The organism is Collinsella sp. TM05-37 (assembly GCF_003436455.1).
Lineage (GTDB): Bacteria > Actinomycetota > Coriobacteriia > Coriobacteriales > Coriobacteriaceae > Collinsella.
Genome location: NZ_QSPN01000006.1, coordinates 60,459 through 87,333, shown reverse-complemented (window position 1 = coordinate 87,333; position 26,875 = coordinate 60,459). Strand labels below are relative to the sequence as shown.

General features: G+C 59.7%; 22 protein-coding genes and 2 tRNA genes. 1 reads left to right on the top strand and 23 read right to left on the bottom strand.

Features of this window, described 5'->3' with window-relative positions; genetic code table 11:
* Window positions 1-156: 156 nt before the first annotated feature.
* From smpB to DXD48_RS04800, 4 genes are all read right to left on the bottom strand, one after another.
* Window positions 157-627 carry an SsrA-binding protein SmpB gene (gene smpB / locus DXD48_RS04815; RefSeq protein WP_117564213.1) on the bottom strand — a complete coding sequence of 157 codons (471 nt, stop codon included), beginning with the start codon at window positions 625-627 and terminating at the stop codon, window positions 157-159.
* Entirely contained in the window at window positions 617-1,534 is a 918-nt protein-coding gene (locus DXD48_RS04810) for a hypothetical protein (protein WP_117564212.1), read from the bottom strand. The genes smpB and DXD48_RS04810 overlap by 11 nt, the downstream gene beginning before the upstream one ends.
* A gap of 97 nt (window positions 1,535-1,631) precedes the next feature.
* Window positions 1,632-1,708, bottom strand: a tRNA-Glu gene (locus DXD48_RS04805).
* Window positions 1,709-1,725: 17 nt separating this feature from the next.
* Window positions 1,726-1,799 (bottom strand) — tRNA-Gln (locus DXD48_RS04800).
* A gap of 266 nt (window positions 1,800-2,065) precedes the next feature.
* Between DXD48_RS04800 and DXD48_RS04795 the strand changes: the two genes are divergently transcribed.
* Window positions 2,066-2,476 (top strand): hypothetical protein, encoded by a 411-nt coding sequence (locus tag DXD48_RS04795; RefSeq protein ID WP_117564211.1) that lies wholly within the window; start codon window positions 2,066-2,068, stop codon window positions 2,474-2,476.
* 134 nt (window positions 2,477-2,610) lie between these two features.
* Here the strand turns inward: DXD48_RS04795 and DXD48_RS04790 are convergent, their stop codons facing one another.
* The 19 genes from DXD48_RS04790 to DXD48_RS04700 all read right to left on the bottom strand — a co-directional run bounded on the left by DXD48_RS04790 (window position 2,611) and on the right by DXD48_RS04700 (window position 26,873).
* Window positions 2,611-2,970, bottom strand: a complete 360-nt coding sequence (locus DXD48_RS04790; RefSeq protein WP_117564210.1) for an arsenate reductase family protein — start codon at window positions 2,968-2,970, stop codon at window positions 2,611-2,613.
* Window positions 2,971-3,062: 92 nt separating this feature from the next.
* A complete protein-coding gene (locus DXD48_RS04785) occupies window positions 3,063-4,115 on the bottom strand; it encodes a MupG family TIM beta-alpha barrel fold protein (RefSeq protein ID WP_117564209.1) in 1,053 nt (350 codons plus the stop codon).
* Window positions 4,116-4,232: 117 nt separating this feature from the next.
* On the bottom strand, window positions 4,233-5,663 hold the full coding sequence (locus DXD48_RS04780; RefSeq protein ID WP_117564208.1) for a PTS transporter subunit EIIC: 1,431 nt from the start codon (window positions 5,661-5,663) through the stop codon (window positions 4,233-4,235).
* A gap of 57 nt (window positions 5,664-5,720) precedes the next feature.
* Complete coding sequence (gene murQ, locus DXD48_RS04775; protein ID WP_117564207.1) at window positions 5,721-6,644, bottom strand: N-acetylmuramic acid 6-phosphate etherase; 924 nt, start codon at window positions 6,642-6,644, stop codon at window positions 5,721-5,723.
* A 10-nt stretch (window positions 6,645-6,654) separates the two neighbouring features.
* Window positions 6,655-7,506 carry a MurR/RpiR family transcriptional regulator gene (locus DXD48_RS04770; RefSeq protein ID WP_117564206.1) on the bottom strand — a complete coding sequence of 284 codons (852 nt, stop codon included), beginning with the start codon at window positions 7,504-7,506 and terminating at the stop codon, window positions 6,655-6,657.
* A gap of 204 nt (window positions 7,507-7,710) precedes the next feature.
* Window positions 7,711-8,292, bottom strand: a complete 582-nt coding sequence (locus tag DXD48_RS04765) for a VanZ family protein (RefSeq protein ID WP_117564205.1) — start codon at window positions 8,290-8,292, stop codon at window positions 7,711-7,713.
* A 105-nt stretch (window positions 8,293-8,397) separates the two neighbouring features.
* Entirely contained in the window at window positions 8,398-9,003 is a 606-nt protein-coding gene (locus tag DXD48_RS04760) for a recombinase family protein (RefSeq protein WP_117564204.1), read from the bottom strand.
* Between the two features lie 177 nt (window positions 9,004-9,180).
* Window positions 9,181-11,316 (bottom strand): ribonuclease R family protein, encoded by a 2,136-nt coding sequence (locus tag DXD48_RS04755; RefSeq protein WP_117564203.1) that lies wholly within the window; start codon window positions 11,314-11,316, stop codon window positions 9,181-9,183.
* Between the two features lie 135 nt (window positions 11,317-11,451).
* Window positions 11,452-12,372 carry a permease-like cell division protein FtsX gene (ftsX, locus tag DXD48_RS04750; RefSeq protein ID WP_099432018.1) on the bottom strand — a complete coding sequence of 307 codons (921 nt, stop codon included), beginning with the start codon at window positions 12,370-12,372 and terminating at the stop codon, window positions 11,452-11,454.
* Window positions 12,359-13,579 carry a cell division ATP-binding protein FtsE gene (gene ftsE / locus DXD48_RS04745; RefSeq protein ID WP_117564202.1) on the bottom strand — a complete coding sequence of 407 codons (1,221 nt, stop codon included), beginning with the start codon at window positions 13,577-13,579 and terminating at the stop codon, window positions 12,359-12,361. Before ftsE ends, ftsX begins: the two co-directional genes overlap by 14 nt.
* Before the next feature lie 451 nt (window positions 13,580-14,030).
* Window positions 14,031-14,972, bottom strand: a complete 942-nt coding sequence (locus DXD48_RS04740; protein ID WP_117564201.1) for a transketolase family protein — start codon at window positions 14,970-14,972, stop codon at window positions 14,031-14,033.
* Window position 14,973: 1 nt separating this feature from the next.
* The gene (locus DXD48_RS04735; protein ID WP_117564200.1) at window positions 14,974-15,804 is read right to left on the bottom strand and encodes a transketolase; all 831 of its coding nucleotides are present in this window, start codon (window positions 15,802-15,804) and stop codon (window positions 14,974-14,976) included.
* 207 nt (window positions 15,805-16,011) lie between these two features.
* Window positions 16,012-16,902 carry a YitT family protein gene (locus tag DXD48_RS04730; RefSeq protein ID WP_117564199.1) on the bottom strand — a complete coding sequence of 297 codons (891 nt, stop codon included), beginning with the start codon at window positions 16,900-16,902 and terminating at the stop codon, window positions 16,012-16,014.
* A gap of 165 nt (window positions 16,903-17,067) precedes the next feature.
* Entirely contained in the window at window positions 17,068-18,216 is a 1,149-nt protein-coding gene (prfB, locus tag DXD48_RS04725; protein ID WP_117564198.1) for a peptide chain release factor 2, read from the bottom strand.
* Window positions 18,216-21,023 carry a preprotein translocase subunit SecA gene (gene secA / locus DXD48_RS04720; RefSeq protein ID WP_117564197.1) on the bottom strand — a complete coding sequence of 936 codons (2,808 nt, stop codon included), beginning with the start codon at window positions 21,021-21,023 and terminating at the stop codon, window positions 18,216-18,218. The genes prfB and secA overlap by 1 nt, the downstream gene beginning before the upstream one ends.
* Before the next feature lie 307 nt (window positions 21,024-21,330).
* Window positions 21,331-21,756, bottom strand: coding sequence for a 50S ribosomal protein L31 (rpmE, locus tag DXD48_RS04715; protein WP_006235303.1), 426 nt, complete (start codon window positions 21,754-21,756; stop codon window positions 21,331-21,333).
* Between the two features lie 186 nt (window positions 21,757-21,942).
* Complete coding sequence (locus tag DXD48_RS04710; RefSeq protein WP_117564196.1) at window positions 21,943-23,751, bottom strand: ATP-binding cassette domain-containing protein; 1,809 nt, start codon at window positions 23,749-23,751, stop codon at window positions 21,943-21,945.
* 153 nt (window positions 23,752-23,904) lie between these two features.
* Window positions 23,905-24,645: an ATP-binding cassette domain-containing protein gene (locus tag DXD48_RS04705; protein ID WP_158548930.1), complete on the bottom strand. Its 741-nt coding sequence runs from the start codon at window positions 24,643-24,645 to the stop codon at window positions 23,905-23,907.
* Between the two features lie 5 nt (window positions 24,646-24,650).
* On the bottom strand, window positions 24,651-26,873 hold the full coding sequence (locus DXD48_RS04700; RefSeq protein ID WP_117564194.1) for a hypothetical protein: 2,223 nt from the start codon (window positions 26,871-26,873) through the stop codon (window positions 24,651-24,653).
* Window positions 26,874-26,875: the final 2 nt, after the last annotated feature.

The window sequence follows — 26,875 nt, the reverse complement described above, 5'->3', positions numbered from 1 at the left end:
CAAAAAAGGCAGCGCCCATAGCGGACGCTGCCTTTGAAACATATGTGTCAGAACAGTAAGAAAGATGAGACGCCCGCAGTTGCGGTGAAATAAGGACTGAATAGCCCCTCAAACAGGCAAAACAGTCCGTATTCCACCGCAACTTATACAGAACGCCTAGCGATTGCGCTCCTTGAGGGCGCGGTCGATCTCGCGCTGGACATCGCGCTTGGCCATATCCTCGCGCTTGTCGTAAAGCTTCTTGCCGCGGCCTAGGCCCAGCAGCAGCTTTACGCGGCCGTCGGTATTAAAGTAGAGCTCCAGCGGCACCAGCGCATAGCCGCGGTTGCGAAGTTTGCCGTCAAGAAAGTCGATCTCCTTGCGGTGCAGCAGCAGACGGCGCCGACGGTCGGGATCGCGATTCCACACGCCACCATGGCTATAAGGGTGGATATGCAGGCCGACGAGCCAGCACTCCCCACCACGAATCAGTGCGAAGGTATCGGTAATCTGGCACGCGCGCTCGCGAATCGACTTGACCTCGGTACCGCTCAGCTCAATACCGCACTCAAACGTCTCATCGATAAAGTACTCGTGATGTGCCGAGCGATTCTTGGAAATGAGCTTGCGCTCGCGCTTACTGAGCATCGCCGGCCTCCTTGGCGCCATCGGCGTTTGAACCCGCAGCCTCGCGCTTTGCCCTGCGCTCGGCATTAAGCTCGGCATCGCTCTCGCGCACCAGCTTGATAATCGCCGCGCATGCCTCCTCGCCCACCAGGTCGCGGGCACGGACCGTCAGACGCGTAGCCTCCTGCTTGTCGCCGTCGCTTGCAGCATCGGTCGCGCACATGATCAGGCAGATGGCGATCTCGGCCGAAGGCGAGGTCGGCACGCCCTGCAGGGCGAGCTCACCCATCACATGGTCGTCACTCTCGTCCGCGGCATCCGGATAGGTGGTATGGATCTTGTTGAGCAGGCGCGTCGTATGCGCATCATTGGGCGCCAGGCGCAGCGCCAGACGCGCGCAGCCCACGGCTGCCGAAATGTTCTCGGTCTCGGGCTCCAAGAAGTACTGACCCAAGTTGGTGTAGGCACGTGCGGCGCACTTACCGTCGCTCGCGCGCTCCAGCACCGAGAACGAGAGCGATGCCCACTCCTGCTTGTCCTCGAGCGCGCGGAACAGCTCGGCCAAGTCCAAGCGATAGTTGCAGTTCATGGGATCCCAACGCACGGCCTGCATCAGGGCATTCCGAGCACTCACATAATCCTGCTGGCGAATGTAGGCAAACGCCATGTCGGAGTACAGGCGGTCAAAGGGAACCTCGACCTGCACCAGCTCGCGCGGATCCTTCTCCACGCGGCGATAGGCCAGGCGCTCAAACTTGCTGTCGAAGCTAAAGTACTGGCGCTTCTCCTCCGTCTTGCATTCAGCGTCGATATACTCCTCGGCAAGCTCCACCAGACGCTCCAGCAGCGGCGTCGCCGTAGCCAGGTCGCCCTGCGCCAGATAGTTCTCGGCATACGTGATGTCTTCCAAGCTGATAGGCAGGTCCATGACAACTCCTCGGTCCGGGCGGCAGACTCAACGCGCGCCTTAAATATCGGTCAATACACAAAACCCGGGTCTCTTACGAGGCCCGGGCGTTCAATTTTGGTAGCCCGTACCAGATTCGAACTGGTGATCTCCGCCTTGAGAGGGCGGCGTCCTAAACCGCTAGACGAACGGGCCATATGTAGCAAATGCAATGGCTGGGATGGAGGGAGTCGAACCCCCATTGACGGAACCAGAATCCGCTGTCCTGCCATTAGACGACATCCCAATGACTGCATCGCTGCGCTCGGCTGTGCCTTTGCGCAAGAAAGAAATATACGGGAAGTCCGGCCGTGACGCAAGCCCCAATTTTGACTTTTTTGAAATTCAGTCAAATACGGCCAACACGTGAAGGACCTGTGAAGTCGACCGCTGCACACGAAGGGCAAAACGCCGCGAGCGGTAGCCGTCAACCGTTGGCAGATTCTACCGCGAAAACGATAGCACCAGGCAACACAATCGAAGTATCAATGATCACGTAGATATCGAGGCGCCATGGACGAAGAGCTTGATTACCTATGGGAGACCCTGGGCCTCGAGATCACTGCTGACCTTTGGCCCGAACGGGACAAAATCCATCCCACTCTGCGCCCCGCCATCACGGTGATGCAGGCAAAATACCGCCGTGCATCCTTTTTGATCATGCGGATGTCATGGCACGCGGGACTCCCCGACCTTAAGCGAATCCAGGCAAGCCTCGTCGAGCTGTCCGGTATGCCGACCGTCATATCCGAGGCGCACCTGGAGCAGCGCCAGCGCGAGCGACTGCAACAGCAGCGGATCCCCTTTATCTGCCCCGGCGTTCAGGCATATCTGCCCTTTATGGACGAGGAGTACTGGAGCGGCAAGCCCAACAAGCACGTAAAGGTCTACGATCCGCACGAATGGGCGCAGTTGGAGGACTGACTGGGGCAAGCCTGCCGGCGGAAAGTGCGTCCCAGATTTCAAGCTCAAACCGGTCCCCACTTTCCCATCGAGCCCTCAACCGGAAACCGTATCCCGTAATCGAAGCTCAAAACGGGTCGCACTTTCCGCAGCCGCTACAGCAACGCCTCGACCCAAGCCGATTCCCTAAAGCCGGGAATCGCAAAGTCGTCGCCCACCAACAGCGGACGCTTGACCAGCATGCCGTCGGTCGCCAGCAGCTCGTAGCACTCCCGATCCGTCATGCCCGCATCTAGACGCGCCTTCAGGCCCAGCTCTCGATATTTCATGCCCGACGAATTAAAGAAGCGCCGCACCGGCAGTCCCGAACGAGCAATCCAGGTCGCAAGCTCATCAGCCGTGGGATTGTCCAAAACGATATCGCGGTCGATATACTCTACCCCGTGTTCGTCCAGCCATGCCTTGGCCTTCTTACAGGTCGAGCACTTGGGATATTCAACAAACAGTACGGTCATGGAAATCCTCCGAATATAGATCGGTCAACGCAGACACACGCCACACGAGGCGCCTTCGCATGATGGGCCAATTGTAGCCCACGGGTCACACGCTAAACGAACCGTACCCCGAATCCGCGTTTGATGAACGGCAGCAGCTCCATTGCCTCGGGCGTGATATGACCCGCAACGTTCATGCGCTCGTCACCGGGAAGATCGACCCGCGCAATCTCAAGCTCGCCTTCGTAGCGCCCATAGCCGCTATTGCTCACAGCGATCGACCCCGTCTTTCGTGACAGGCCGGCACCGGCATCCATCGGCACGGAATCCGGCTTAAGCGTCGTACGCGACTCCTGAGACCTAAAGATGAGGGTGCTCGAATCGGGTCGGTCGTGATGAATCTGCCCACGTACATAGGCATAACCGGGCTCAAGCTCGCATTGCAGGTCCACGTATCCGGTGGAAACATGAGCAAACTGCGTCCAGCCCGCATCGGAAAGATCGGGGTCGCCGACCAACACAATGTCGCAATCGGCGCCATGTGCAAGCTCAAGCATATTGAGAGCAACCTTTGACGCGCGACCGCGCTGCGCCTCGACCGTCGGCAGTCCCTCGAATACCGGCCCGCGAACGTTAGCATCACCCGGCACAAAAGCCATGATTTCGAATCCAAGCGCCGCAAGACGAAGATTCACCCGAGCAATGTCCTCCAGAGCTAAACCGGTATAAGGCTTGGGGTAAAAATTGTGGCAGGCGGCAAAACGAGTCACATCGGCACCGGCCTCACGCCACGATGTGATTTCATCAGAACTCACCGTCGATGCATTGACCACAATGCGAAATACACCGGACAGCTCCGCGACCCGCCGGGCGCTAAAGCCATAGTCCAAACGAAGGTATTCCAACCCCAGATCGCGCAGGTCCTCGATGCGCTCAAGCCCGAGCAAATCGCACGTGCGCGGCCCCACATCGGCAATGAGCGCAATGCCGCGGGCGGAAAGCAGCGACAGCACATGACGGACCTTATCGGCATACGCCGCTCCCCCATCCTCGGGAATATGCAGCGAGGTGAACGCATAGCGCGCACCCGCCGCGGCACCGTGTTCAATCGTCCGCTCAATATCCTGCAGAGGGCTGGAAAGATAAATCGAAATACCCGTTTTCACGCTTCAACACTCCTTTAAAAAAGGCCGGCGGAGCAGTTAGCCCCGCCGGCACAACCATAGCATCAAGAAATCTGCCGCGCGCCGCGAGCCCTAAGCAACACGGCTCGCGATATCAAACTACTCGCCAAAGAACTCGTTGATCTTCTGCTCGTCGACGCCAAAGAACCACGTCAGGACAAAGCCGGCGGCATAGGCAAGCAGCATAGCGGCAACGTAACCGAGCTGCTGGCCAGGAACGACGATCAGCAGGCCAAACAGACCGGAAACGCCCTGAGAAACCGTGCCGATGTGAAGCAGCGCCGCGAGCGCGCCGCCAAATCCGGCACCCAGGCAGGCCGTCACAAACGGACGAACGAGCGGCAGCGTAACAGCATACATCAGAGGCTCGCCCACACCCAGGATTCCAACGGGAATGGACTCTGCGACGTACTTCTTGAGCTTGGCGTTCTTGGTCTTAAAGTACAGCGCCAGACCGGCACCGACCTGGCCGCCGCCAGCCATCATAAGGATGGGGAGCAGGTAATTGATGCCCTTGGTAGCGCCGTCGGGATCGTTGAGCATAGCGTGGATCGGCGTGAGCGCCTGATGCAGGCCGACGGAAACCAGCGGCAAGAAGCCTGCCGACAGGATATAGCCGCCCAGGACGCCCAGCTTCTCGAAAATAAAGGTCAAAACGCTAAAGATGGCAGTCGTCAGCCATGCGCCAACCGGCTGGATGACGAGCATCAGAGCAAAGGCGCCGATGATGAGCACCAGCAGCGGGGACAAAAACGTGTCGAGTGCGTTGGGCATAACCTTGCGAATCTGACGCTCCATCCAGGCAAAAAATGCGCCAGCGATAAGAGCCGCGATCATGCCGCCCGCTGCGGGGTTGTACTGCGCATTGGTGAGCGGCAGCAGAATGGCAGTGGCAGGATCAGCCGCGCCAGGCGCAAGCAGGGGCATGGCACTGTTGGCGATACACATCATGCCGGCGATGCCGCCCAGCGCAGCGGAGCCGCCAAACTTACGTGCCGCGTTATAGCCCACCAAGATGGGCAGATAGGCAAACAGGGCCCAGCCCATGGAACGAATGCCCTGGTACCACCACTCGCCTGCAAGCGCGCCTGCCGTCGAGACGTTAATGACGTTGCAGATACCGTTGATGAGGCCAGCCGCAATGATGCCGGGAAGCAGGGCGACGAAGACATTGGAAATCTTCTTGAGGAAGGCCTGAACCGGCTTGGACTCGTACTTTGCCTTCTGCGCGGCCTTGTTTGTGGCCGCAGCGTCAACCACGCTCTCGTCGGCAACGCCTTTCGCAAGGCCGGTGAGCTTGGAGAACTCCTCGAGCACCTTATTCACCTTGCCCGGCCCCAGCACGATCTGCATCGTGTCGTCCTCGACCAAGCCCATCACGCCGTCGAGTGCCTTAATACCCTCCGTGTCGACGCTGCCCGTGTCTTTGACGGTCACGCGCAGGCGCGTCATGCACGCCGCGTTTGCCAACACGTTGTCTTTACCGCCCAAAAGGTCCAGCAGCTTTTGAGCCAGCTCTTTGTTCGTCATAACTCCTCCTTGTATTGGGTATCTCGTCTGGATGTCATATCAGCTCACGCCGCGCACCTATTGGGCATCGGCATTGCTCTTCTCATGGCCACTCACCGCAGCACGGACATGGCCTCTCGCTCGCTCAAGAGCTACCGCAGCCTGCTCGGCATCGCAGCCCAGCAGTACCGAGACAATAGCGGTTTTTACGTGGCCGCCGGCATCTGCAAGCGCCTGAATAGCGCGCTCGCGCGTGCAGCCGGTCGCCTCCATCACGATGTTCTGGCCGCGCACCACCAACTTCTCGTTCGTCTGCTGCACATCGACCATCAGGTTTTGGTATACCTTGCCGATCTTGACCATGGCACCGGTCGAAATCATGTTGAGAATGAGCTTTTGAACCGTTCCCGCCTTGAGCCTCGTTGAGCCGGTCAGCACCTCGGGACCGGGCACGGGTTCAATGGCAAGATCTGCGCTCTCCCCGATCTTCGACCCTTGGTTGCAGGCAATTGCAATGGTCTTGCACCCAGTTGCCTTGGCGTACACAAGGCCGCCCACCACATAGGGAGTACGACCGCTTGCCGCCAGGCCAACGACAAGATCCTTGTCCGAGAGTCCACGCTCCCGCAGGTCGCTCGCGCCAAGCTCCTCGCTGTCTTCGGCACCTTCGACAGCCTTGATAAACGCCGTCTCGCCTCCGGCAATGAGCCCGACAATCAGATCGGGTGACACGCCAAACGTGGGCGGACACTCCGAAGCGTCGAGTACGCCCAGACGACCGCTGGTGCCTGCGCCCATGTAAAAGACGCGCCCGCCGCGCTCGAGTGCCTCAGCAGCCCAGTCGATTGCTGTGGCAACCTGGGGCAGCACTTTTGTGACCGACTGGACGGCACGAAGATCCTCATCGTTCATCGTCGTAACGATTTGCAGCGATGTCATCGTATCGAGGTCCATAGACCTTTGATTACGCTTTTCGGTCGTGAATTTTGTTAAATCGAGCATTTCATTCACCTCATCTTTCCTGTTTCTCGATGTAGTTTTGCTTAATGACATGCGTCGCCCGTTCGTAGTCGCTGGCAACGTAAGCAGCGTACAGGGCATCGACAACCATAAGCTGGGCCATACGCGAAGCCATGGCACCGCTGCGGACCAAGGGCTCACTCGCAGCGACGCCGAGCACGGCATCGGCCATGGTGGCAAGCTTGGATGATCCATCTACTTTGGTCACGGCCACAACGGGACAGTTGTGACGTTGGGCCTCGGCGGTGCAGTCCAGCACCTCTTGCGTCAAGCCCGAGTAGCTAAAGGCGATTGCCATATCGCCCTCATGCATGTTCTTGGCACACAAGAGCTGATCATGCCAGTCGTCGTACAGATGGCACTCTTTGTCGACACGCATGAGCTTTTGCGCCAGATCGTGCGCGACCAAACGAGAGGCACCGATACCGAACAGATTGACTGCGCGTGCCCGCTTAAGATAGGCCGCGCATCGCTCCAAGACGGTGTAATCGAGCGTTCGCGCCGTCGCTTCGATCGTGCGCACGTTGCTTTTCATCACCTTCCCCACGATACGTTCGACGCTGTCATCCATGGAGATGTCCTCGAGGGCTACGTCTTTCTTGTCACCTAAGAGCGCCAGCTCGGCAATCAGTTCGCGCTGGAACTCCTTGTAGCCCGCAAAACCCAAACGCTTGCAAAAGCGCAAAATGCTCGAGGGCGAGGAGAACGTGGCATCGGCAAGACCGCGGACGGACAGCCCGACCACCTCGTGCGGATGATCGCTCACATATGCGATGACATTGCGTTCCGCCGGGCTCGCGCTGAGCTCACGCTCGCGAAGCCGCAAAAGCAATCCGTTTGCCATCTCAAACACCTCCGTTGAGAAGAATTAAAGACCAACGAATGATTCGTACCGGATACAAACAGCTTTTACGGTACATTGTGCCGCATCGTGGCGCACAAAGGGCGAGCGTTCTACCGCTCGCCCCTCAAATCCGACCGCTCGGAAATACGCGCGACACAAAATAATTCAACAAGGTCGCATGATCAGAAACGGGTTTGTTACCGGCTAGCGCCTCGCATGGGCGCCGATCGGCCGAGTCGCATAGCGCACCAACGCCGCTGCCAGCAATACCAACAGCATCGCGGTAACATAGCCCGCAGCATCGAATCCTAAATCGATAACGTCGAAATGCCTGCCGGGAACAAAGATCTTATGTACCTGATCGCCAACGGAGCAGACGGCGCAAAAGAGCAACACGGGCACGCAACGGGAGCATACGCTCCACGGACGCCTGGAAAAGCAAACCACGACCACCGAGGCGAACAATCCGACGAAGAAAAACTCTACGGTATGGGCAACGCGACGGACGTTCGCGCCCACCCACATGCGAATGGAAGCAAGTCGGCCAGACCGGACATTCGAAGCAGCCGAATCGGTGCCCCCGGTCATCCCGTTCTCGGTCTGAGCTTCACCCGTGGCATCGGCAGCCTGTACGCCCGTAGCCTGACCCTCCACCACACGCGCGGTGGACTCGCTCAGCAACGACGTCTGCACCGCGTTTTGCTCCGTCAGCACCCAGATGCCCGCCAGCGTTGCGACGAACAGAGCGATCGCGGTCCATCCGATTATTTGTTTTACGCGTGCCAAAGGCCAACCTCCGTTTTTTGAATATCAGCGAGTGTAGTCCAAAATGGCATCGTCACCGTATCAAAATTTGAATCGCAACAGGAAGCAACAAAGCGACGCAAACTCCTACCCCGCCTCGCGCATCCAGCGATCGAACGTCCCCACGCACACGCCCAGGCACTTTGCTGCCTGGCTGCGGGTAATATCGCCTGCCTCATAGCTATCGCGCACCAGCTCAAACTGAGGAGGGCACGGCTTGCGAGGTCGACCGAAACGAACCCCTCGCGCCCGCGCCGCTGCAATTCCCTCCGCCTGGCGCCGATGGATATTCTCGCGCTCCACCTGCGCCACGTAGCTCAGCAGTTGCAGCACAATATCGGCAATCAGGATGTTGGTCACATCCGGCGTGCCGCTGGCCCTGGCGCGCGTGTCAAGCAATGGCATGTCCAACACCACAATGGCAACCCCGAGCTCCTTGGTAATGCGTCGCCATTCCTCAAGAATCTCGGAGTAATTACGACCAAGTCGGTCGATAGAAAGCACCACTAGCACGTCCCCGTCTCCCAGGACGTGCAGCAGCTCGCGATAACGCGGTCGATCGAAGTCCTTGCCGCTCGCATGGTCGGCATAAATATTCGCCGAGCCCACGCCATAGGCGCCCAGCGCATCCAGCTGCCGATTAAGATTCTGATCGCGCGAACTCACCCGCGCATAACCATACACCGTCGCCATCTCATCCCCGCTTTCTTGTAAACCTGCCAAAAAGGGACAGGTTTATTTTGGTAGGTTTTACCTCTCCAATAGCAGGCAAGCAGGCGGCCGAGCAGACGGCAAGATAGCCACGATTCAAATGCGAAGGGCGGTCCCGAAAGGCCGCTCTCCGCCCCCACACCATGAGTCGGAATTTGGCTAATGGATAAGCTTAAAGTCCAAGTGCCCGCGCGTGGTATTGACGCGTGAGACCTCGATGATCACACGCTGCCCCAGTTCATAGCGGGTCCCCGTGTCGACACCTGTGAGCGTGAGCGCGTCCTCGTCAAACTCGAACCACTCGTTGCCCAGGCTCTTGATCGAAACCAAGCCTTCGACCTGTGTCAGGTCCAAGCGTACGAACAGGCCCATACTGCTGACCCATGAGACCGTTCCGGCATAGCGCTCGCCCAGGCGATCCTCATAGTACTGGGCAATCTTGATCTTTTGCGTCGCATGGCTAGCGGCATCTGCCGCGCGCTCGGCATCGCTGCATGCGCGGCAGATCTGCGGCAGAATGCGCGGCAGCGACTCGCGCCCCTTGCCGATCAGCCGCGGCGTACGGACCAGGGCGTCCTTGCCGCCGAGCTGCTCATAGGCCAACTGCAGTTTGAGCACGCGGTGCACCACCAGATCGGGGTAGCGACGGATGGGACTCGTAAAGTGACAGTAGCACGGCGCGGCGAGCGCAAAGTGGCCCTCGTTGCGCGGCTTGTACAGTGCGCGCTGCATGCTGCGCAGAAGCAGCGTGTTGACGAGCGGTGCGTTGGCCGTACCGGCGGCAGCATCAACTGCAGCCTGTAGCTCATCGGGACTCCCCAGGGCGATACCGGCAGCACGGCGATCGTCGATGATGCCTAGCTGCGCCAGCGCAACGGCGGCACCGTGCAGGCTATCGGGGCTCGGATCCTCATGCACGCGATAGCAGGCCTCGATATCACGGTCTGCCAGCCACTCTGCAACGCACTCGTTGGCGAGTAGCATGGCTTCCTCGATAAGCGACGTGGCACACGAACGCTCGCGCGCCACAATCTGCACGGGTACTCCGTCCTCATCCAATAGAGCGCGAATCTCGGCCGTGTCAAAATCGACTGAGCCGCGGGCACGACGAATACGACGGCGAAGTTCGGCGAGTTCGTTGGCGGCGACAAGGAAATCGCCGAGGTCGACGTTATAGCCGCGAGCAGTTTCCTCGCACGCAAGACCGCGCTCAAGCGCCTCCTCGCGCGAGGCCTCAGCAGCCGCAACATCCTCAGCGGCGCCTTCCAGCACCGAATACTCAACCGCGCCGGCACGCACCAGCAGCGCCTCGGCGCCGTCATAGTCCATACGCACACGCGAGCGAATCACGCTGGGGTAAGGATCGTAATGCCGCACGCGACCCTGCGCATCGAGCTCAATGTCAACGGTAAACGCAAGACGGTCCTCGTCAGGGCGAAGCGAGCATAGGTCACAGGACAGGCGTTCGGGCAGCATGGGAAGCACGCGATCGGCCAGATACACCGATGTCGTACGATGGCGAGCCTCAAGATCGATATGCCCGTCCCAAGCCACATAGTGAGAAACGTCAGCGATATGCACACCCAGCTTGTAGCCACCCTCGGGCGTGCGCTCAAGCGAAATGGCATCGTCAAAGTCGCGCGCGTCGACCGGGTCGATCGTGATGACAAAGCGGTCGCGCAGATCGCGGCGGAGCGGGTCCTTAAGCGCCGCGGACACATCGAGCGAAAGCCCCTCGGCCTCGTCCAGCGCGGCCTCGGGATAGCTATCGGTATAGCCGTAACGCGCCATCACGTATTGAACGCCCAAATCGGGCGCGTCATCTCCGCCAATGCGGCGTTCGATCGTCACGGTGCCCGATTCCAGGCGCGTCGGGTAGGTCAAAATGCGCGCGACAACGGCATCACCCGGGTGGACGCCCAGACGATCCGCCGAGGCATCCTCGGACAGAATGAAGAAGTCGGCCTTCAGGCGCGAATCGAGCGGCTCGATCACACCGAGCGGACCAGCGGTCTGGTACGTACCCACCACGCTTATGGCTGCGCGCTCAACCACGCCTTCGATCACGGCGCGCCGCTCACCGTGCGGGCTGTTCTTAATGCTCACGGCAACGGTATCGCCATCCATGATCTCGCGCTTACCGCGGCCCATAACCTTGTAGTCGCCGCTCTCGGTTATGACATAGGCGCCATGCTCATGGAGCTGCACGCGCCCGGTCAGGCTCAGACGGCGTTCGCTGCGCACCGGCCCACGCTTATTGCGAGCACCGCGCTTATGCTTGTTATTGCGCCCCATGGCGCCTCCTTGCTATCGATGACGAACTCCAAAGAGTCTACCCAAATGATTCGCTTTCCTGCCGTCCCCTAGAGATCAAAAAACGGGCCGCCCCATAAGAGACGACCCGTTGGAAGGGATGAATTCCAGGCATGCCTACACGCGCAGGTAGCGGCGCATGGCTATGGCAGAACCAAAGAGACCGATAATCACACCGACCAGAATCAGCGCAGCATAGGTCACCAGGTAGTACTGCATCGGCAGGGCAAACGACATCCAGCCGATGCTCTCCTGCAAACGCGGAATCATCAGATTGCGCAGCAGCTCCAGAACGCCGATGGAAAGCAGCGAGCCCAAAATGGCCTGCAGTACGCCCTCGGTGATAAACGGGCCGCGAATGAAGCCGTTGCTGGCGCCGACCAGACGCATAATCGCAATCTCACGACGACGCGCCGTGATGGACAGGCGAATCGTGTTGTTGATGAAGATGAATGCGATAAAGGTCAAAAGGCCAACGAGCACCACGGCGGCGATGCGGATGTAGTTGGTCACCTGGAACAGGCGGCTCACTTCCTCTTGGCCGTACAGCACGCTCGCGTTGACGTCGCCGTCATCCGCGATCTTCTGGAAGTCGGCGTTCTTCTTGAGCTTCTGGGCCGTGCTCTCGACCTTGGACGGATCGTCCATCTCAATTGCAAACGAAGCCGGCAGCGGGTTCTGGCCATCGAGCGCGCTCATGGTGGCGTCGGCGTTGCCCGACATCTTGCTCGTATACTCGGCCAGCGCGTCGTCCTTGTCCTTGTACGTCACGGACTTGACGTTGCTCCACGTCTTGAGCTCAGCCTCAAAGGCCTGAACATCTGCCTGGTCGGCGTCATCGCTAATAAAGGCGTTGATGACGACCTGATCCTCGACGGTGCCGATCACGGAGTTCAGCATCGCGGAGCCCATGATGAACAGGCCGATGATAAACAGCGAAAGGAAGATCGTGATGACGGCGCCGAGCGAGGTAGTCCAGTTACGGAAGAAGTGACTGATTGCCTCTTTGAAGGAGTAGCCCACGTTAGTTGGTGCCATAGTTGCCGTAACCTCCCCTCTCCTGGTCGCGGATAACGTGGCCGCCCTCGAGGGCGATCACGCGACGGTGCATGCTATCGACCATCTCGCGGTCGTGCGTGGCGACGATCACGGTGGTGCCGGTGCGGTTAATACGCTCGAGCAGCTTCATGATGCCCAGCGAGATCGCCGGGTCGAGGTTACCCGTGGGCTCGTCGCAGATCAGCAGCGGCGGACGGTTGACCATAGCGCGGGCGACGGCGACGCGCTGCTGCTCGCCACCGGAAAGCTGGTCGGGCAGCGAGTCCATCTGATCGGCCAGACCGACCAGACGCAGCACCTCCGGCACCTGGCTGCGAATGACGCCCTTGGGCTTGCCGATGCACTGCAGGGCAAACGCCACGTTTTCGTAGGCGGTCTTTTGCGGCAGAAGCTTAAAGTCCTGGAACACGGCGCCAATCTGGCGGCGCAGGAACGGAACCTTGCGGTTCTTGATCTTCATGAGGTCCTGACCGGCAACCAAGATGCGGCCGCTCGTCGGCTTGACGTCGCGGTTGAGCGTCGACAGCAGCGTGGTCTTACCCGAGCCGGAATGACCGACCAGGAAGACGAACTCGCCCGGATAGATCTCGATGTTGATGTCGTCGAGTGCAGGCTTGTTGGGCTGTGCCGGATAGATCTTGGTGACATGCTCCATAAGGATGACGGGCTCGACACCGGCCTGCTTGGCCATCTTCTTGCGGCTGGCTTGCGGATCGATGGGCGCAAACACCGACGTAAAATCGGGGTTGTTGAGCGCGTTATCGAGGCTTGCGACCTCGGCGGCCTGATCGCTCTCGACCACCGAGGCAGCAGGCTGCGTGGGATCGGGAATAGCGGCAAAGAGACCGGACTGCGCAGGCTGAGGAACCGGCGTCGCAGGGGCCATGGGGTCGGGAATGCCGGCCATGGTAGGCTGCGGCGTGGCGGCGCCAGCCTGAGGCTGCTCCACGCGAGCGGTCACGGCCTGAACGGGCTCAAAACCCGCCGTGCCGGAAAGCGCGACATCGCTGGTGGGATTGTAGGCAAAGGGATCGGATGCCGGCTGTGCCTGATCTGCCGGCTGAGCGGGGGCCTGAGCAACAGGCTGGCCCTCTGAATCCGGAGTGGCGAAACGACTGCCCTGGACGCCCGTCTGCGTCTTGGGGGCATCATCGCCCGCACCGGAGGTACGGAAGTGGTTACCCACTGGTGCTCCTTATCGTCGTGCGTTTAAACTACATGAGCGCTTAGTATTTTAGCAGCATTAGCTTTGCTGCACATAAGAAGCATGGCGGGCTTTGGGATCCCACCGGCCGGGCGCAGGGTTACCTCCCAAATCGTCCTCGCGCATGGCCGGCATTTGTCCTGCTCCTGCGGAGCTGCGGACAAACGCCGGCCTGCGCTGCGGAAAGATTTGGGAGGTAACCCTGCGCCCGGTCTGCGGCTACTATGGGGCCGACGCACCAACTTGAGATGCTGCGCATACAAAGTTGGAAGGGTCTGAATTGCACTTTGTTGGGATGGGCCCGTTTCCCCATGGGAACTTTGCTTGGCAGGACTCTAATTTAAATTCAACAAAAACAGGGGCGCCCTCTTTGGGGATGCCCCTGTTCTGGCTTGGATGTGGTTGTTGAGACGATACTTTGCCTCGTCTTGCCTTATGCCAAGAACTCCTTGGTGGTCGCCACGATGTTGGCGGCGTCCAGGCCGTACTTGTGCAGGAGCTCGGCACCCGGGCCGGACTCGCCGAAGGTGTCGTTGACGCCAATCTTCTTGAGCGGCGTCGGGCACTGCTCACACAGGACGTCGGCAACGGCGCTGCCCAGGCCACCGATCACAGAGTGCTCCTCGACGGTCACGACGTGGCCGGTCTTGGTGGCGCTCTTGACGATCAGGTCGGCATCGATGGGCTTGATGGTGTGCATGTTGATGACCTCGGCGTCGATGCCCTCGGCAGCGAGCTGCTCGGCGGCCTCGAGAGCCTCGCCGACCATCAGGCCGCAGGCGATGATGGTCGCATCGGCGCCCTCGCGCATGACAATGCCCTTACCCAACTCGAACTTGTAGGTCTCGGGGTCGTTGATAACCGGCGAGGCCAAACGGGCAAAGCGCATGTACACGGGGCCGTCGCACTCGTAGGCGGCGCGCGTCACGGCGCGGGCCTCCACGTCGTCGGCGGGAACAATTACGGTCATGCCGGGGATGACGCGCATGAGGGCGATATCCTCGCAGCACTGGTGCGTGGCGCCGTCCTCGCCCACCGAGATGCCGGCGTGCGTGGCACCGATCTTAACGTTGAGGTGCGGGTAGCCGATGGAGTTGCGGACCTGCTCAAAGGCGCGACCGGCAGCGAACATGGCAAAGGTACTCGCGAAGGCAACACGACCAGTGGTCGCGATACCGGCGGCGACGCCCATCAGGTTGCTCTCGGCAATGCCCACATCGAAGAAGCGGTCGGGGCAAGCGGCCTTAAACTTACCGGTCTGCGTGGCGGCGGCCAGGTCGGCGTCGAGGACCACAAAGTCATCGTGCTCGTTGGCGAGCTCGACGAGGGCCTCGCCGTAGCTTACACGCGTGGCGATTTTCTTGACGTCTGCCATCCTAGAGCTCCTCTCCGGCGGCCGTGAGCTCTGCCATGGCCTGCTCAAACTGTTCATCGTTGGGGGCCTTGCCGTGCCAGCCAACCTGGTTCTCCATAAAGGACACGCCCTTGCCCTTTGTGGTCTCGGCGATAATGGCGGTCGGCTGCCCCTTGGTGGCGCGAGCCTCGGCAAAGGCGGCGCGGATCTGGTCGAAGTCGTTGCCGTCGGCGAGCTCAACCACGTGGAACTTGAACGCGCGGAACTTGTCGGCGAGCGGCATGGGGTCGTTGACCTCCTCGACGGGACCGTCAATCTGAAGGCCGTTGTGGTCGACGATCACGCAGAGGTTATCGAGCTGCTGGTTGCCGGCAAACATGGCGGCCTCCCAGACCTGGCCCTCCTCGCTCTCGCCATCACCCAGCAGGGCGTACGTGCGATAAGTATCGCCCCAGTGCTTGGCGGCAACGGCCATGCCCACGGCGGCGGAAATGCCCTGGCCGAGCGAGCCGGTGGACATGTCGACGCCCGGGGTGTCGTTCATGTTGGGGTGACCCTGCAGGTGGCTGCCGATATGGCGCAGCGTCTTGAGGTCCTCTTTGGGGAAGAACCCGCGCTCGGCGAGCACGGCGTACAGGCCCGGAGCGCAATGGCCCTTGGAGAGCACAAAACGGTCGCGATCGGCCTTGCGGGGATCGGACGGGTCGACGTTCATTTCCTCAAAGTACAGATAGGTCATGATGTCGGCAGCACCGAGCGAACCGCCCGGATGGCCGGACTTGGCAGCGTGCACGCCGGTGACGATGCCCTTCCTTACCTCATTGGCAACCTTTTTGAGCTCTTCGTCGCTCATTGTGCCTTCCTTTCATCCTCTTTAGACAAGATGCGCACGGCACCGAAGGTAATCCCAACACAGCCGCAATGCACGTACGTCATTCATTATGCTGGAAACTGATGGCTTTACCAGAGTTTTTATCATTATTTGAACAATTTAGCAGGCAGAACCGCTGATGAAACGGTTTATCAATGTGAACGTCTTTTGGATGGAACGCGGTCGCCCCTACGCGCTAATGTCCTTGAATCCCTCGCCGAAGGCTTCCGTAACGTCAGCGACCGTCACAATGGCGTGAGGATCGCGCTCGCGCACGATCGTCTTGAGGGTATTGAGCTCTCGACGGCTCACGATGACCATGATCACCGGCTTCTCGGCACCCGAATACATGCCAGTCGCCTTAAACTTGGTACAACCACGACCCAGGCCATACATAATATCGGCAGCGATATCAGGGAACTTGTCCGAGATGATGAGTACCATACGGCGTTTGTTGCCACCATCGACCACGGCATCGATCACGTAGCCGCTAATGACCATCGAAAGGCCTGCATATAGTGCATTTTCGATTGAAAAGACCGGAGCCGACAGCGCACATACGGCAACATCGATCGCCATGACGGTCGAGCCCACGGGCAGCGAGGTATTACGCGAGATGATTTGGCCAATCGTGTCCGAGCCGCCGGTGTTGGCGCCGGCGCGCAGCACCATGCCATAACCGATGCCCGTGATGATGCCGCCCCACATAGCGGGCAGCATCAGATCGGCATGTGCCAGCGGCGCCACAAACGGAGCGAACAGGTCGGTGAAAAAGCCCAGCAGCACAAAGCCCGTCGCCGTCTGCACCACGTAGAACATGCCACCCTCGCGCATAACGACCAGCAGCAGCAAGGCGTTCATCACGATCGTCTGAATACCAACGGGAAGCGATAGACCGCGCGATGCGCCGACCGCCTGGATAATGGTGGCAAGGCCCGTAACGCCACCGGCAGCAAGGCCGTTGGGAATCAAAAACAGGTCGGTCGCAATAGCGGCCAGAGCGCACCCCAACATAATCTGGGGCAGGTCGTGAAAGAAGTTCATCGAAAGAATACGCTTAATGTCCAGACGATATGCCATGCTGCCTCCCTCAAAAAAGCGCACCCAAACGGATGCGCTTCGAACTTCTTGCTGTATTCGATTCTACCGATTCGCCGGACAAAAACCACCCCTGCGCAGGGTTTATTCCGGATACAAACCCGTCCAACCGTTGGGCTTAGCATCGGCTTGAAGCCGCCCGATGTTTTAGATCTCCGAGCCTTCTGCATCGGCGTTGCCAGTGGCCCAGCGATGATAGCCAATAACAAACGGGTCCAGGTCGCCATCGTCAAGAACTGCCTCGACGTTGCTGGTCTCAACGCCCGTGCGTAGGTCCTTAACCATCTGATACGGGTAGAGCACGTAGCTGCGGATCTGGTTGCCAAAACCAATCGTGGTTTTGGGTCCGCGAATCTCATCCAGGGCCTCGGCGCGCTTCTCGAGCTCAATCTCGTACAGGCGAGCCTTGAGGATCTGCATGCACGCGGCCTTGTTCTGGATCTGGCTGCGCTCGTTTTGGCAGGTAACCACAATGCCGCTGGGGAAATGCGTCACGCGCACGGCGGAGTCGGTGGTGTTAACGCCCTGACCGCCCGGGCCGCTCGCGTGGTACACGTCCACGCGGATGTCATCGGGACTGATTTCGATGTCGATATCATCGGGTAGCACGGGGATGACCTCGACGCCGGCAAACGTGGTCTGGCGGCGCTTCTTGTCGTCGGTGGGGCTAATGCGAACCAAGCGGTGGACGCCGGCCTCGGCGCGCAGCATGCCAAATGCGTCCTTGCCCTCGACGGTAAAGGTCGCGCGGTCGATGCCGATGACCTCGGCTGCGGGACAGTCGTTGATGGTGACCTTCCAGCCGCGACGCTGGCAGTACTTCATGTACATCTTAAAGAGCATGAAGGTCCAGTCCTGGGCCTCCAGACCACCCTGTCCGGGCTTGATGGTCACAATGGCATCGCCGTGATCGAACTCACCGGTAAACCAGCTCGAAAGCTCAAGCTCATCGATGGCACGGGCCAGGCGCTCAGCCGTGGCTGTAGCCTCCTCGCGAAGGGCGGCGGCATCGGGGTCATCCCCCATCTCCTCGGCAAGCTCCAGCGCGGCGCGGGCATCGGAAAGCTCGCCGCGCGCGTTGTCCACGGCAGCGATATCTTCCTTGGTGCGCGCGATTTCCTCCATGGTGACACGGGCGGCGTCGGCGTCATCCCAAAAGCCGGGGGCCACGCTTTTGGCCTCGAGCTCGGTCACGCGCGTGCGCTTTTCGTCCAAGTGGAGATACGACTCGACCTCGCCGAGCCGGTCCGCAAACGCGTCCAGCTCGGCGGGCGTTACCTCTAAAGCCTCAGCCATTAACGATTCCTGCCGTGGCAGTACTTAAACTTCTTGCCGCTACCGCAGGGGCACGGGTCGTTGCGGCCCACGTTGACGTACGGATCGTCGCTCTCGGACTTGCGATAGGTGGTCACCTTGCCACCGTTGTTGACGGCAGCCGGACCACCCTGGACAGCCGTGCGGGCCTGCACCTGCGCCTGCTTGCGCAGCACCGAGTCGCCGTTGTCACCATCGACCTCGGCAGGACCGGAGAAGTGCGCACTCTCGAGCGCGGGCTCCTCCTTGTGCTCCACGGCACGCGGGGCAGCCTTGATCTCGATGCGCAGAACCGTGCGCAGGTAATCCTCGTACATGGTGTCGACGAGGATCTGGAACGCGCCGTAGGCCTCGGTCTTGTACTCGACCAGCGGGTCGCGCTGGCCAAAGCCGCGCAGGCCGATGCCGGTCTTGAGATAGTCCATCTCCTGCAGGTAGTTCATCCAGCGGGTATCGATGACGCGCAGCATGACCTGGGTGTTGAGCTCGCGCATCAGGTCCTCGCCCAAGCGCTCGGCCTTCATGTTGTAGCACTTCTCTACGTAAGCCAGGACATCGGCAGCCAGAGCCTCATAATCCTCGTCGGGGAACTTCGGCGTATCAATGTGGCCGGTGAGCTCCACAACCCACTTGCGCAGGCCCTCCAGGTCGCGCTCGCCATCGTGACTGTCCTTGGTGCAGAACTCCTGAACGCAGCGGTACACGGTGTCGTGCATGACCTCGGTGATGTGGTCGGTCAGGTCCTTGCCGTCCAGAATCTTATTGCGCTCAGCGTAGATGACCTGGCGCTGCTTGTTCATGACGTCGTCGTACTCAAGGACGCTCTTGCGCATGGAGAAGTTGATGCTCTCGACCTTGTGCTGGGCGCTCTCGACGGCCTTGGAGATGATCTTGTGCTGGATGGGCATGTCGTCGCCCATGTCGGCCGTGACCATCATCTTGGAGACGCGGTCCATCTTGTCGCCGCCGAACAGGCGCATGAGGTCGTCCTCGAGCGACAGGTAGAACTGAGTCTCGCCCGGATCGCCCTGACGACCGGAGCGGCCGCGCAGCTGGTTGTCGATACGACGGGACTCATGGCGCTCGGTGCCGATGACGGTCAGACCGCCGGCGGCAAGCACGCGCTCGCGCTCGGCCTTGCAGGTCTCCTTGGCCTCGGCGTTAAACTGCTCGAGCTGCTCGGGTGTCACGTCCTCCATGGTCAGGCCCTCGTACTCAAGGCGCTCGCGCACCAGCTCGTCGGGGTTGCCGCCCAGCAGGATGTCGGTACCACGACCGGCCATGTTAGTAGCGATGGTCACGGCGCCGTAGCGTCCGGCCTGGGCAACGATATGAGCCTCGCGCTCGTGATGCTTAGCGTTGAGGACCTCGTGCGCGATGCCGCGCTTGGTAAGGGCGGCCGACAGTTTCTCGGAGCTTTCGATGGAGACGGTGCCCACCAGGACCGGCTGGCCCTTGGCGTGACGTCGCTCGACGTCGTCGGCAACGGCGTTGTATTTGGCCTGGATGGTGCGGTACACCAGGTCCTCGTGGTCAACACGCTGCACGGGCTTGTTGGAGGGGATGACCTCGACGGGTAGCTTGTAGATCTCGCGGAACTCGGCATCCTCGGTGAGTGCCGTACCGGTCATGCCGGAGAGCTTGTCATACAGACGGAAGTAGTTCTGCAAGGTGATGGTGGCCAGCGTCTGGTTCTCCTCGCGCACGAGCACGCCCTCTTTGGCCTCGATGGCCTGATGCAGGCCCTCGGAGTAGCGGCGGCCTTCCATGATGCGGCCGGTGAACTCGTCGACGATCTTGACCTCGCCGTTGGTGACCACGTACTGCTTGTCGCGGTGGAACATGTACTGGGCCTTCAGCGCCTGCTGCAGGTGGTTGACCAGCTGGCCTGAGAGATCGGCATAGATGTCATCGATACCCAGGCGGCGCTCGATCTTCTTAAGACCGCGCTCAGTGGCGGCGATGGTGTGCTTGGCCTCGTCCATGACGTAGTCGCCCGTGGGTTCAACGTCCTCGGTGGCGGTAAGCATGTCGTGCGACACGTCCTCGCCGCGCTCAAGGCCGCGCACGGCACGCGCGAAGTCCTTGTAGGTGCTGGCGGACTTGGTGCCGGCACCCGAGATGATGAGCGGGGTACGTGCCTCGTCGATCAGGATGGAGTCGACCTCGTCGACGATGGCGTAATGGTGGCCGCGCTGCACGCGCTGCTCGGGGCGAGTGACCATGTTGTCGCGCAGGTAATCGAAACCGAACTCGGAGTTGGTGCCGTAGGTGACGTCTGCCTGGTAGGCCGGACGCTTGAGCTCGAGCGGCATGTTGTTCTGGAGCAGACCGACGGTCATTCCCAGGTACTTGTAGATGCGGCCCATCCACTCGGAGTCGCGCTTGGCCAGGTAATCGTTGACGGTAACGACGTGTACACCCTTGCCGGCAATAGCGTTGAGGTAGCCGGCCAGCGTGGAGACCAGGGTCTTGCCTTCGCCGGTCTTCATCTCGGCGATATGCCCCTCGTGCAGTGCCATGGCGCCAATGAGCTGCACGTCAAAGTGACGCATGCCCGTGATGCGCTTGGAAGCCTCACGCACGGTGGCAAAAGCCTCGGGGAGCATGTCGTCGAGCGACTCGCCGTTGGCGTAACGCTCACGGAACTTATCGGTCTGGGCGCGGAGCTCTTCCTCGGTCATCTTCTCAAACTGGGGCTCAAGACCGTTGATCTGATCGACGATCTTGTAGTAGCGCTTAAGGTCCTTATCGGATCCAAAGGACAGCAGCTTTGACATGAATCCCATGTGGTTTTCCTTTTTGGCCATCGCCCACGCCGTGCAGCTGCGGGCGAGTTAAACACAGATGATTGTACTTTAGCCAAACAAGGCGCGGCCTATACGGTCGACCTCGACCGCCACGTAATAACTATGACCAACCTGCCGCAATGGAACGGGTTTATTTTGGCAGGTTTTATCTGAGCAAACGCCGTCTCTCTGCCATTTGGTGCCACGGGGACAGGTTAGCTTGCACCAATAAAAAGAAAAGGGCCGCGCACCCAAATGGATGCACGGCCCTCATGCCATGAATGCGAGCGATTCCTCGGCGAGCTATTTACTCAGCAGCCTCGGTGGTCTCGGCCTCGGCAGCGGCCTCCTCGACGGGAGCCTCGGCGGGAGCCTCGGCGGCCTGCTTGGCAGCCTCCTCGGCAAACTTAGCAGCACGCTTGGCCTTCTCGGCAGCCTTAGCCTCAGCGGCGGCCTTGCGAGCGGCCTCGGCCTCAGCAGCCTTGGCAGCCTTGGCAGCCTTGGCCTCCTCGGCCTTCTTGAGCTGGGCGGCAGCGGCGCCACCGAACTTGTCGGCGAAGCGCTGGACGCGTCCACCGGTGTCGACGAACTTCTGCTGGCCGGTGTAGAACGGGTGGCACTCGTTGCAAAGCTCAACCTTCATCTCGGACACGGTAGCGTGCGTCTTGAAGGTGTTGCCGCAGGAGCACGTCACCGTGCACTCGACATACTGGGGATGGATACCCTGCTTCATGGTAGGACTCCTTATTGGTCAGGCGCTGGTTACCGATCAGCGCATAAGGCGTCTTGGTTTCCGACCAAGACAACAAACTCGGCTATGGTACCACGGCGCCGCGTGTCCCACAAAAGGTTCACGGTCTTTTCGGCACAACACGAGCTGGACCTTAAATATCAACTTCATCCGAACACTCCCCCACATTCATCTCTCGTATGTATCGAGATATTCCTGCTTGAGCGTCTGCGAGGACGACTTGATCTTTTCCACGAGCGTGCCGGCCTCGATGAAGTAGAACGAGTCGGTGAGGTCTGCCAGGTCGTCGAGCAGATGGCTTGAAATGAGCACGCTTCGTCCCCGCGCCACCTCGCTGCGCATCGCGTCGCAGGAGGTTTTCCGCTTTCCCGGATCGAGGCCGTTCAGCGGTTCATCGAGGATAAGGTACGGGCAATCGGTCGATATCGCCATGGCAAGCTTTACCTGCTGCTTCATTCCTGTCGAGAGTTTACGGGTCGGCTTGTCGAGATATGAGGAGATTCCGAGGGAGCTGCAGAGCGAGTCGATGTCGGTGGCCGATTTCCACGCCTCCCTAACGAAAGCAAGGTGCTCGAGGGCTGATAGCGTGGGGTAAAGATCCGTGCCGCCTGAAGAGCTCAGGTAGACGAGTTCTGCAAATTCGGCTGATTGACGTTGGCTGATTCCGTCTGCCACCAGGCTTCCCGAGTGGATACGGATGGGAAATTGGCCCGACAGCGCTTCAAGAAAGGTGGTTTTCCCCGAGCCGTTGGGAGCAATGAGGCCCGCCGCCGTTCCCGGGCTCAAGAAAAGCGATCCGATTGAAAGTATCGTCGTGCTTCCGTATCCCACGCTCACGTCCAGAAGCTCGAGCCCATGGCGCTTTTTCGCGGGTCCAGACTGTTTGGGCGAACGTGTCGCAACGGCGCCGACCGCAAAAAAGACCGCGACGTATATCAGGGCCACGGCAAGCATCGATGCACCGCTTGAACCGGAGCCAATGAATTCTGTTGGGAAGCATCCTACGTAACCCGTTGCCTCGATAGGCGAGAATACGGCCAGCGGCAGGAGATTGAGCGCGGCGTTATGCTCCAGTGCCGAATCGGACAGTAACGGGAATACCGGGGCCGCGACAAGCAGCGCGGAGGTAAGGGGGCCCGCGAGGACGCGCCTCGTTGCGGTCGATAGGACGACGGAACAAACGGATATTAAGGTTCCGCCCGCAAGAAGCGCGATAAGCAGGGCTGTGAAGACGTTTCCCGCAGTCGTGGTGGTAAGCGCGCCGTCATGGAAGAAGGCGATCGGGTACCCAATTTGCCCGAAGCCGTTTAGGGCCAAGGCGTAAATGCCCCCGGGTGCGAGGCCGGCGAGGAGCATCGCGGTCCCCGCGGCGATTATCGAAAACACGATCTGGATAAGGCGCCGGAATTTGGGCGCGGGCGCCTTTGCCGCCAGGGTCCCGGGCCTTGTGGCGCCGAGCACGAGTATCGACGAGAGAAGGAAGGGGATGAAGGGAAGGAAAGACGGCGCCGTGGCAATGGCGTAAGGCAGGAAGGAAAGGAATGGCAGGTCGTTTGCGGAGGCCGGGATATCCGTGATGCCGGAGCTGCTCAGGGCACGGCAATATGCGAGCGCTGCGTCATTGGTCTCTCGGTCTCCCACGATGGACCCGGATTGGAAGCCTTCGCCCATGAGCGCGTAGTAGCTCTCGGCAGAATCGAGAAAGGCGGCGTCGGTTTGAGCGGCAAGGGCGGCGTTCGCGTATCTTGCAAGCTCCGCGTCAGCTTGCTGCTCTGGCGATAGGTCTGTGCCGCTGGCCTGGGGCGCGCGCGTATTGAATGCGTCGACAAAGCCCTGCATGCCCTGCTTCATAAAGAAGGGCCCGTAGATGGGTGAATTGAACGCAATGGGGACGGAAAAGGCTGCAGCGAGAACGAGCGTACAAATCCATGCGGCCTTGTCTCTTAGGATCAGTTTGAGAAGAAGTCGACAGTACATTCAGAAGCACCTACGTTCCTCAAAGAATCGTTAGATTAAAAGTAACAGACCGGATGAAGATACGTGCGACGGGGGCGAGGCGAATGGCTGAGCGGTATCGATACGCGGGTTCAACGGCATCATATTGACCACATAGATTTTTAACTTGCATTTCTACCCGCCCTTTTCGTAGAGTCGCCGATACGTGCTTAGCGCACCCTCGGCGCGTCCGGCAGGCTTTGCGAAATGGGATCCAGGAGACTTCGGCGCAGCATCATCTTGCGGAATGCTTCTAATGAGCCTCCCATCCTTCAAAAACAGAATCTCATCGCACAGCCTATCGACCGAATCCAAGATGTGGGATGACATGATGATGCACGTACCAGAATCGGCCAGCTTCCTGAGAATCTCGGAATGCAAGTCCACCCTGCTGGGGTCGAGCGCGTTCATGGGCTCATCTAATAGAAGGTACCGCGCGCCCGTCGCATACGCAATCGCCAGGGTAAGCTGCTGCTTCATGCCCTGGCTCAGAGTGCGGGTCCTCATCTTCGCGAACTCGCCTATCTGCGTTTGTTCCACTATCTCTTCGATATCGCGAGCATGCGGCCACATATCGCAAACCATCTTGAGGTGATCTTCCGCACGCAATCCGGGATACAGCAGCGTCCCCTCACCAGGTGCATAGAAGATCATAGAACGGACCTCTCTCGCACCCGTACCCTGCACCTCATCCAGAACGATGCTCCCGTCCACGCGAGGACCCGGCAAACCTGCCATCGCACGCAGCAACGTCGTCTTTCCATGCCCGTTCGGAGCGACGAGACCGTAGACCGTACCCGGGGCAAACTCAGCGTTCACCGAATCTACGAGCACCTTCTTTCCATAAGAGATCGTCAGCGTTTGAAGGTCAATCATCGAGATCATCCCCTTTCGATCTTTGGAACACTCAGGCGCACCATCAACGGAGATACGGCGCCCAAGACCACCAGCAGAGCGCCCGATGCGCCGACGACCTCTCCAAAAGGCATCGCGTTCGTCCCTCGCCCAAGGAACCCAATCGTCCCCACCTGGGAAGCGGGATCAAACGAGGCGAATGGAGCCAGCAGCGCGACGCCCATGCCCACGCTTTCAACATGAGCGCTCAACGAACCCAACACCAAGAGAACCGCGCAAACCATTCCGGTGACAACGGGGTTGCGGCTAATCGCTGCTGTCAACGCAGCGACGACGGAAATCACGCCGTATGCCATGACCAGCAACGGAATACTGCACAACACCGCCTCCCCCACCATGGACGTTGTCGAAGCTCCCGCCCGAATGAGAGCGACGGGATACTCCGATCCACCCGCACCGTTCTTAATCACGGACACAACGACAGCGGGAACCATCGACACCAAAAGCAGCACCAAGCCAAGCAGGAGAGCCAGCGCAACAGCCGTCAGAAAACGCACATGCGCTGTTGCGGGGATCTGGAGAACCAGAAGGGAACGACACTGCAGGTGGGTGCACGCGAGCGATGTGACAACCACGGGCAACAGCAAAAATAAGGAGGGAAGCGCTGCCTGGAGATACGAAAGGAGGATTAATGGGGGCATCTTCGTACTTAACTCGTAAACCTTGGGGTCCGGCAAGCTCGCGATCGACTCAAGCAGAAGGGCGCGCGCCTCCGCACGAGAAGGAGTCTCCGGCTCGATTCCGATCGATTGCAGGAGAGTCGCATCTGCCGCGCCCAGCTCACCTCGAGCGCGCTCGTACGTCGCAAGGCTTCGAAACCCCTCCGCAGGCATAGGCGCGTACACGAAACCCGAAAGAGCATCCCGCATGTCTTCCAGGGCCGCTTTGCCCTCGACGTCCATATTCGCAGCGTTCTGCTCTAAATACCGATCTATTGAACGGAGCTCCCCATCCCTATACCGAACAGCGGAAACGTTATCAGCGTCAGGAAACATCTCGACCAGAGCCGGGGCCAGCATCGTCGTCGACATTGCAATCGCGCATACGGCGAGGGTAGGAGAACGCAGGAGCAGTTTCCCCATCGTTCTTACGTATGCAACGGCGGAGGCACAAGCGCTCGAACGAGTTGCCGTTCTCGATGCAGTGAAGGAACCTCTCTCAAGACAAATCGGGGATATCGGGCACGCGCAGCCGCTCTTTCCAGCAACGCAAAGCAGGCTAATTGCCAGCACCTCGATCCCGATTGCGCATACGAGGGCAATCGCGCCACGCTCGAAGCAAAGTCCAGGCAGATTCACTATCTGCGTTGTCGGGTACGGGCTATAGGCGCCGACGGTCAACTCAGTGTTCGCATACGTAAGGGGATTCAACAGGGCGAACTCACGTAAAGCGATGGATCTTCCGTAATACCCGGGAACCATCGTCACCCCCATCAGGGCACATACGAACACGATTCCAAGCGTAGGGTTATTGGCAATCTTCACGGCAAGGTGAACGACAAGCGAGATGAACGCTGCCACCAAGAATTGCAAGATGGCCGTCTGCGCGAACACCAGCCAAGCCGGTTTGATAACCGGAGTCGCATATTGAATGTAGCCTATCGGATAGAACGGCGAGCCCGGGCCATTCTTCACAAGCGCGGCGATTATCCCTGGAAGATTGATGGCGAGGACGGCAAGCATTGCAAAAACACTCGCCCATACGCTCGATGCAACAAGTCTACCCAGCTCGCCCATCGGCGCCTGGATGATGAGCTTTTCACGTTTGTTAAGACGCGCGGCAAGGAACGAGACGGCAACGGCCGTTGCGACCCATAGCAAGTACTCCTTCGATCCGTCATAATAGGTGTACTCTCCATCCGATATCTGCAGAAACGGAAGTAGGGGAGAGAGCGGTGCCAAGATAAGACGTCCCGCGGCAAGAGGGTACAGAAGCGCGGGCATGCTTGATGAAGAGGTGTAGACACCGTCCTCCCCCGCATTCACAAGCGCATCCGCATAGGATGCTGACAATTCCTGCTCAACACGGGTTATTCCCGACTCGAGGTATTCGACCCGTCCGTCGATGCCAGCCGCGCTCCTGAAGACGGGCAGAGCACAAAGAACCATCAACGCAACAACGGCAACACAGAGTGACCTGGAGGAGAGGAGCGACCTAAAGATTGCCTTCGAGATTTTGAGCATATTCATCG

Excerpts from the sequence above, each read along its gene's own strand:
- smpB (WP_117564213.1), bottom strand. The coding sequence starts at position 627 with ATGCTCAGTAAGCGCGAGCGCAAGCTCATTTCCAAGAATCGCTCGGCA.
- DXD48_RS04810 (WP_117564212.1), bottom strand. The coding sequence starts at position 1,534 with ATGGACCTGCCTATCAGCTTGGAAGACATCACGTATGCCGAGAACTAT.
- DXD48_RS04795 (WP_117564211.1), top strand. The coding sequence starts at position 2,066 with ATGGACGAAGAGCTTGATTACCTATGGGAGACCCTGGGCCTCGAGATC.
- DXD48_RS04790 (WP_117564210.1), bottom strand. The coding sequence starts at position 2,970 with ATGACCGTACTGTTTGTTGAATATCCCAAGTGCTCGACCTGTAAGAAG.
- DXD48_RS04780 (WP_117564208.1), bottom strand. The coding sequence starts at position 5,663 with ATGACGAACAAAGAGCTGGCTCAAAAGCTGCTGGACCTTTTGGGCGGT.
- murQ (WP_117564207.1), bottom strand. The coding sequence starts at position 6,644 with ATGCTCGATTTAACAAAATTCACGACCGAAAAGCGTAATCAAAGGTCT.
- DXD48_RS04770 (WP_117564206.1), bottom strand. The coding sequence starts at position 7,506 with ATGGCAAACGGATTGCTTTTGCGGCTTCGCGAGCGTGAGCTCAGCGCG.
- DXD48_RS04760 (WP_117564204.1), bottom strand. The coding sequence starts at position 9,003 with ATGGCGACGGTGTATGGTTATGCGCGGGTGAGTTCGCGCGATCAGAAT.
- DXD48_RS04755 (WP_117564203.1), bottom strand. The coding sequence starts at position 11,316 with ATGGGGCGCAATAACAAGCATAAGCGCGGTGCTCGCAATAAGCGTGGG.
- ftsX (WP_099432018.1), bottom strand. The coding sequence starts at position 12,372 with ATGGCACCAACTAACGTGGGCTACTCCTTCAAAGAGGCAATCAGTCAC.
- DXD48_RS04740 (WP_117564201.1), bottom strand. The coding sequence starts at position 14,972 with ATGGCAGACGTCAAGAAAATCGCCACGCGTGTAAGCTACGGCGAGGCC.
- DXD48_RS04735 (WP_117564200.1), bottom strand. The coding sequence starts at position 15,804 with ATGAGCGACGAAGAGCTCAAAAAGGTTGCCAATGAGGTAAGGAAGGGC.
- DXD48_RS04730 (WP_117564199.1), bottom strand. The coding sequence starts at position 16,902 with ATGGCATATCGTCTGGACATTAAGCGTATTCTTTCGATGAACTTCTTT.
- prfB (WP_117564198.1), bottom strand. The coding sequence starts at position 18,216 with ATGGCTGAGGCTTTAGAGGTAACGCCCGCCGAGCTGGACGCGTTTGCG.
- secA (WP_117564197.1), bottom strand. The coding sequence starts at position 21,023 with ATGGGATTCATGTCAAAGCTGCTGTCCTTTGGATCCGATAAGGACCTT.
- rpmE (WP_006235303.1), bottom strand. The coding sequence starts at position 21,756 with ATGAAGCAGGGTATCCATCCCCAGTATGTCGAGTGCACGGTGACGTGC.
- DXD48_RS04710 (WP_117564196.1), bottom strand. The coding sequence starts at position 23,751 with ATGTACTGTCGACTTCTTCTCAAACTGATCCTAAGAGACAAGGCCGCA.
- DXD48_RS04705 (WP_158548930.1), bottom strand. The coding sequence starts at position 24,645 with ATGATTGACCTTCAAACGCTGACGATCTCTTATGGAAAGAAGGTGCTC.
- DXD48_RS04700 (WP_117564194.1), bottom strand. The coding sequence starts at position 26,873 with ATGAATATGCTCAAAATCTCGAAGGCAATCTTTAGGTCGCTCCTCTCC.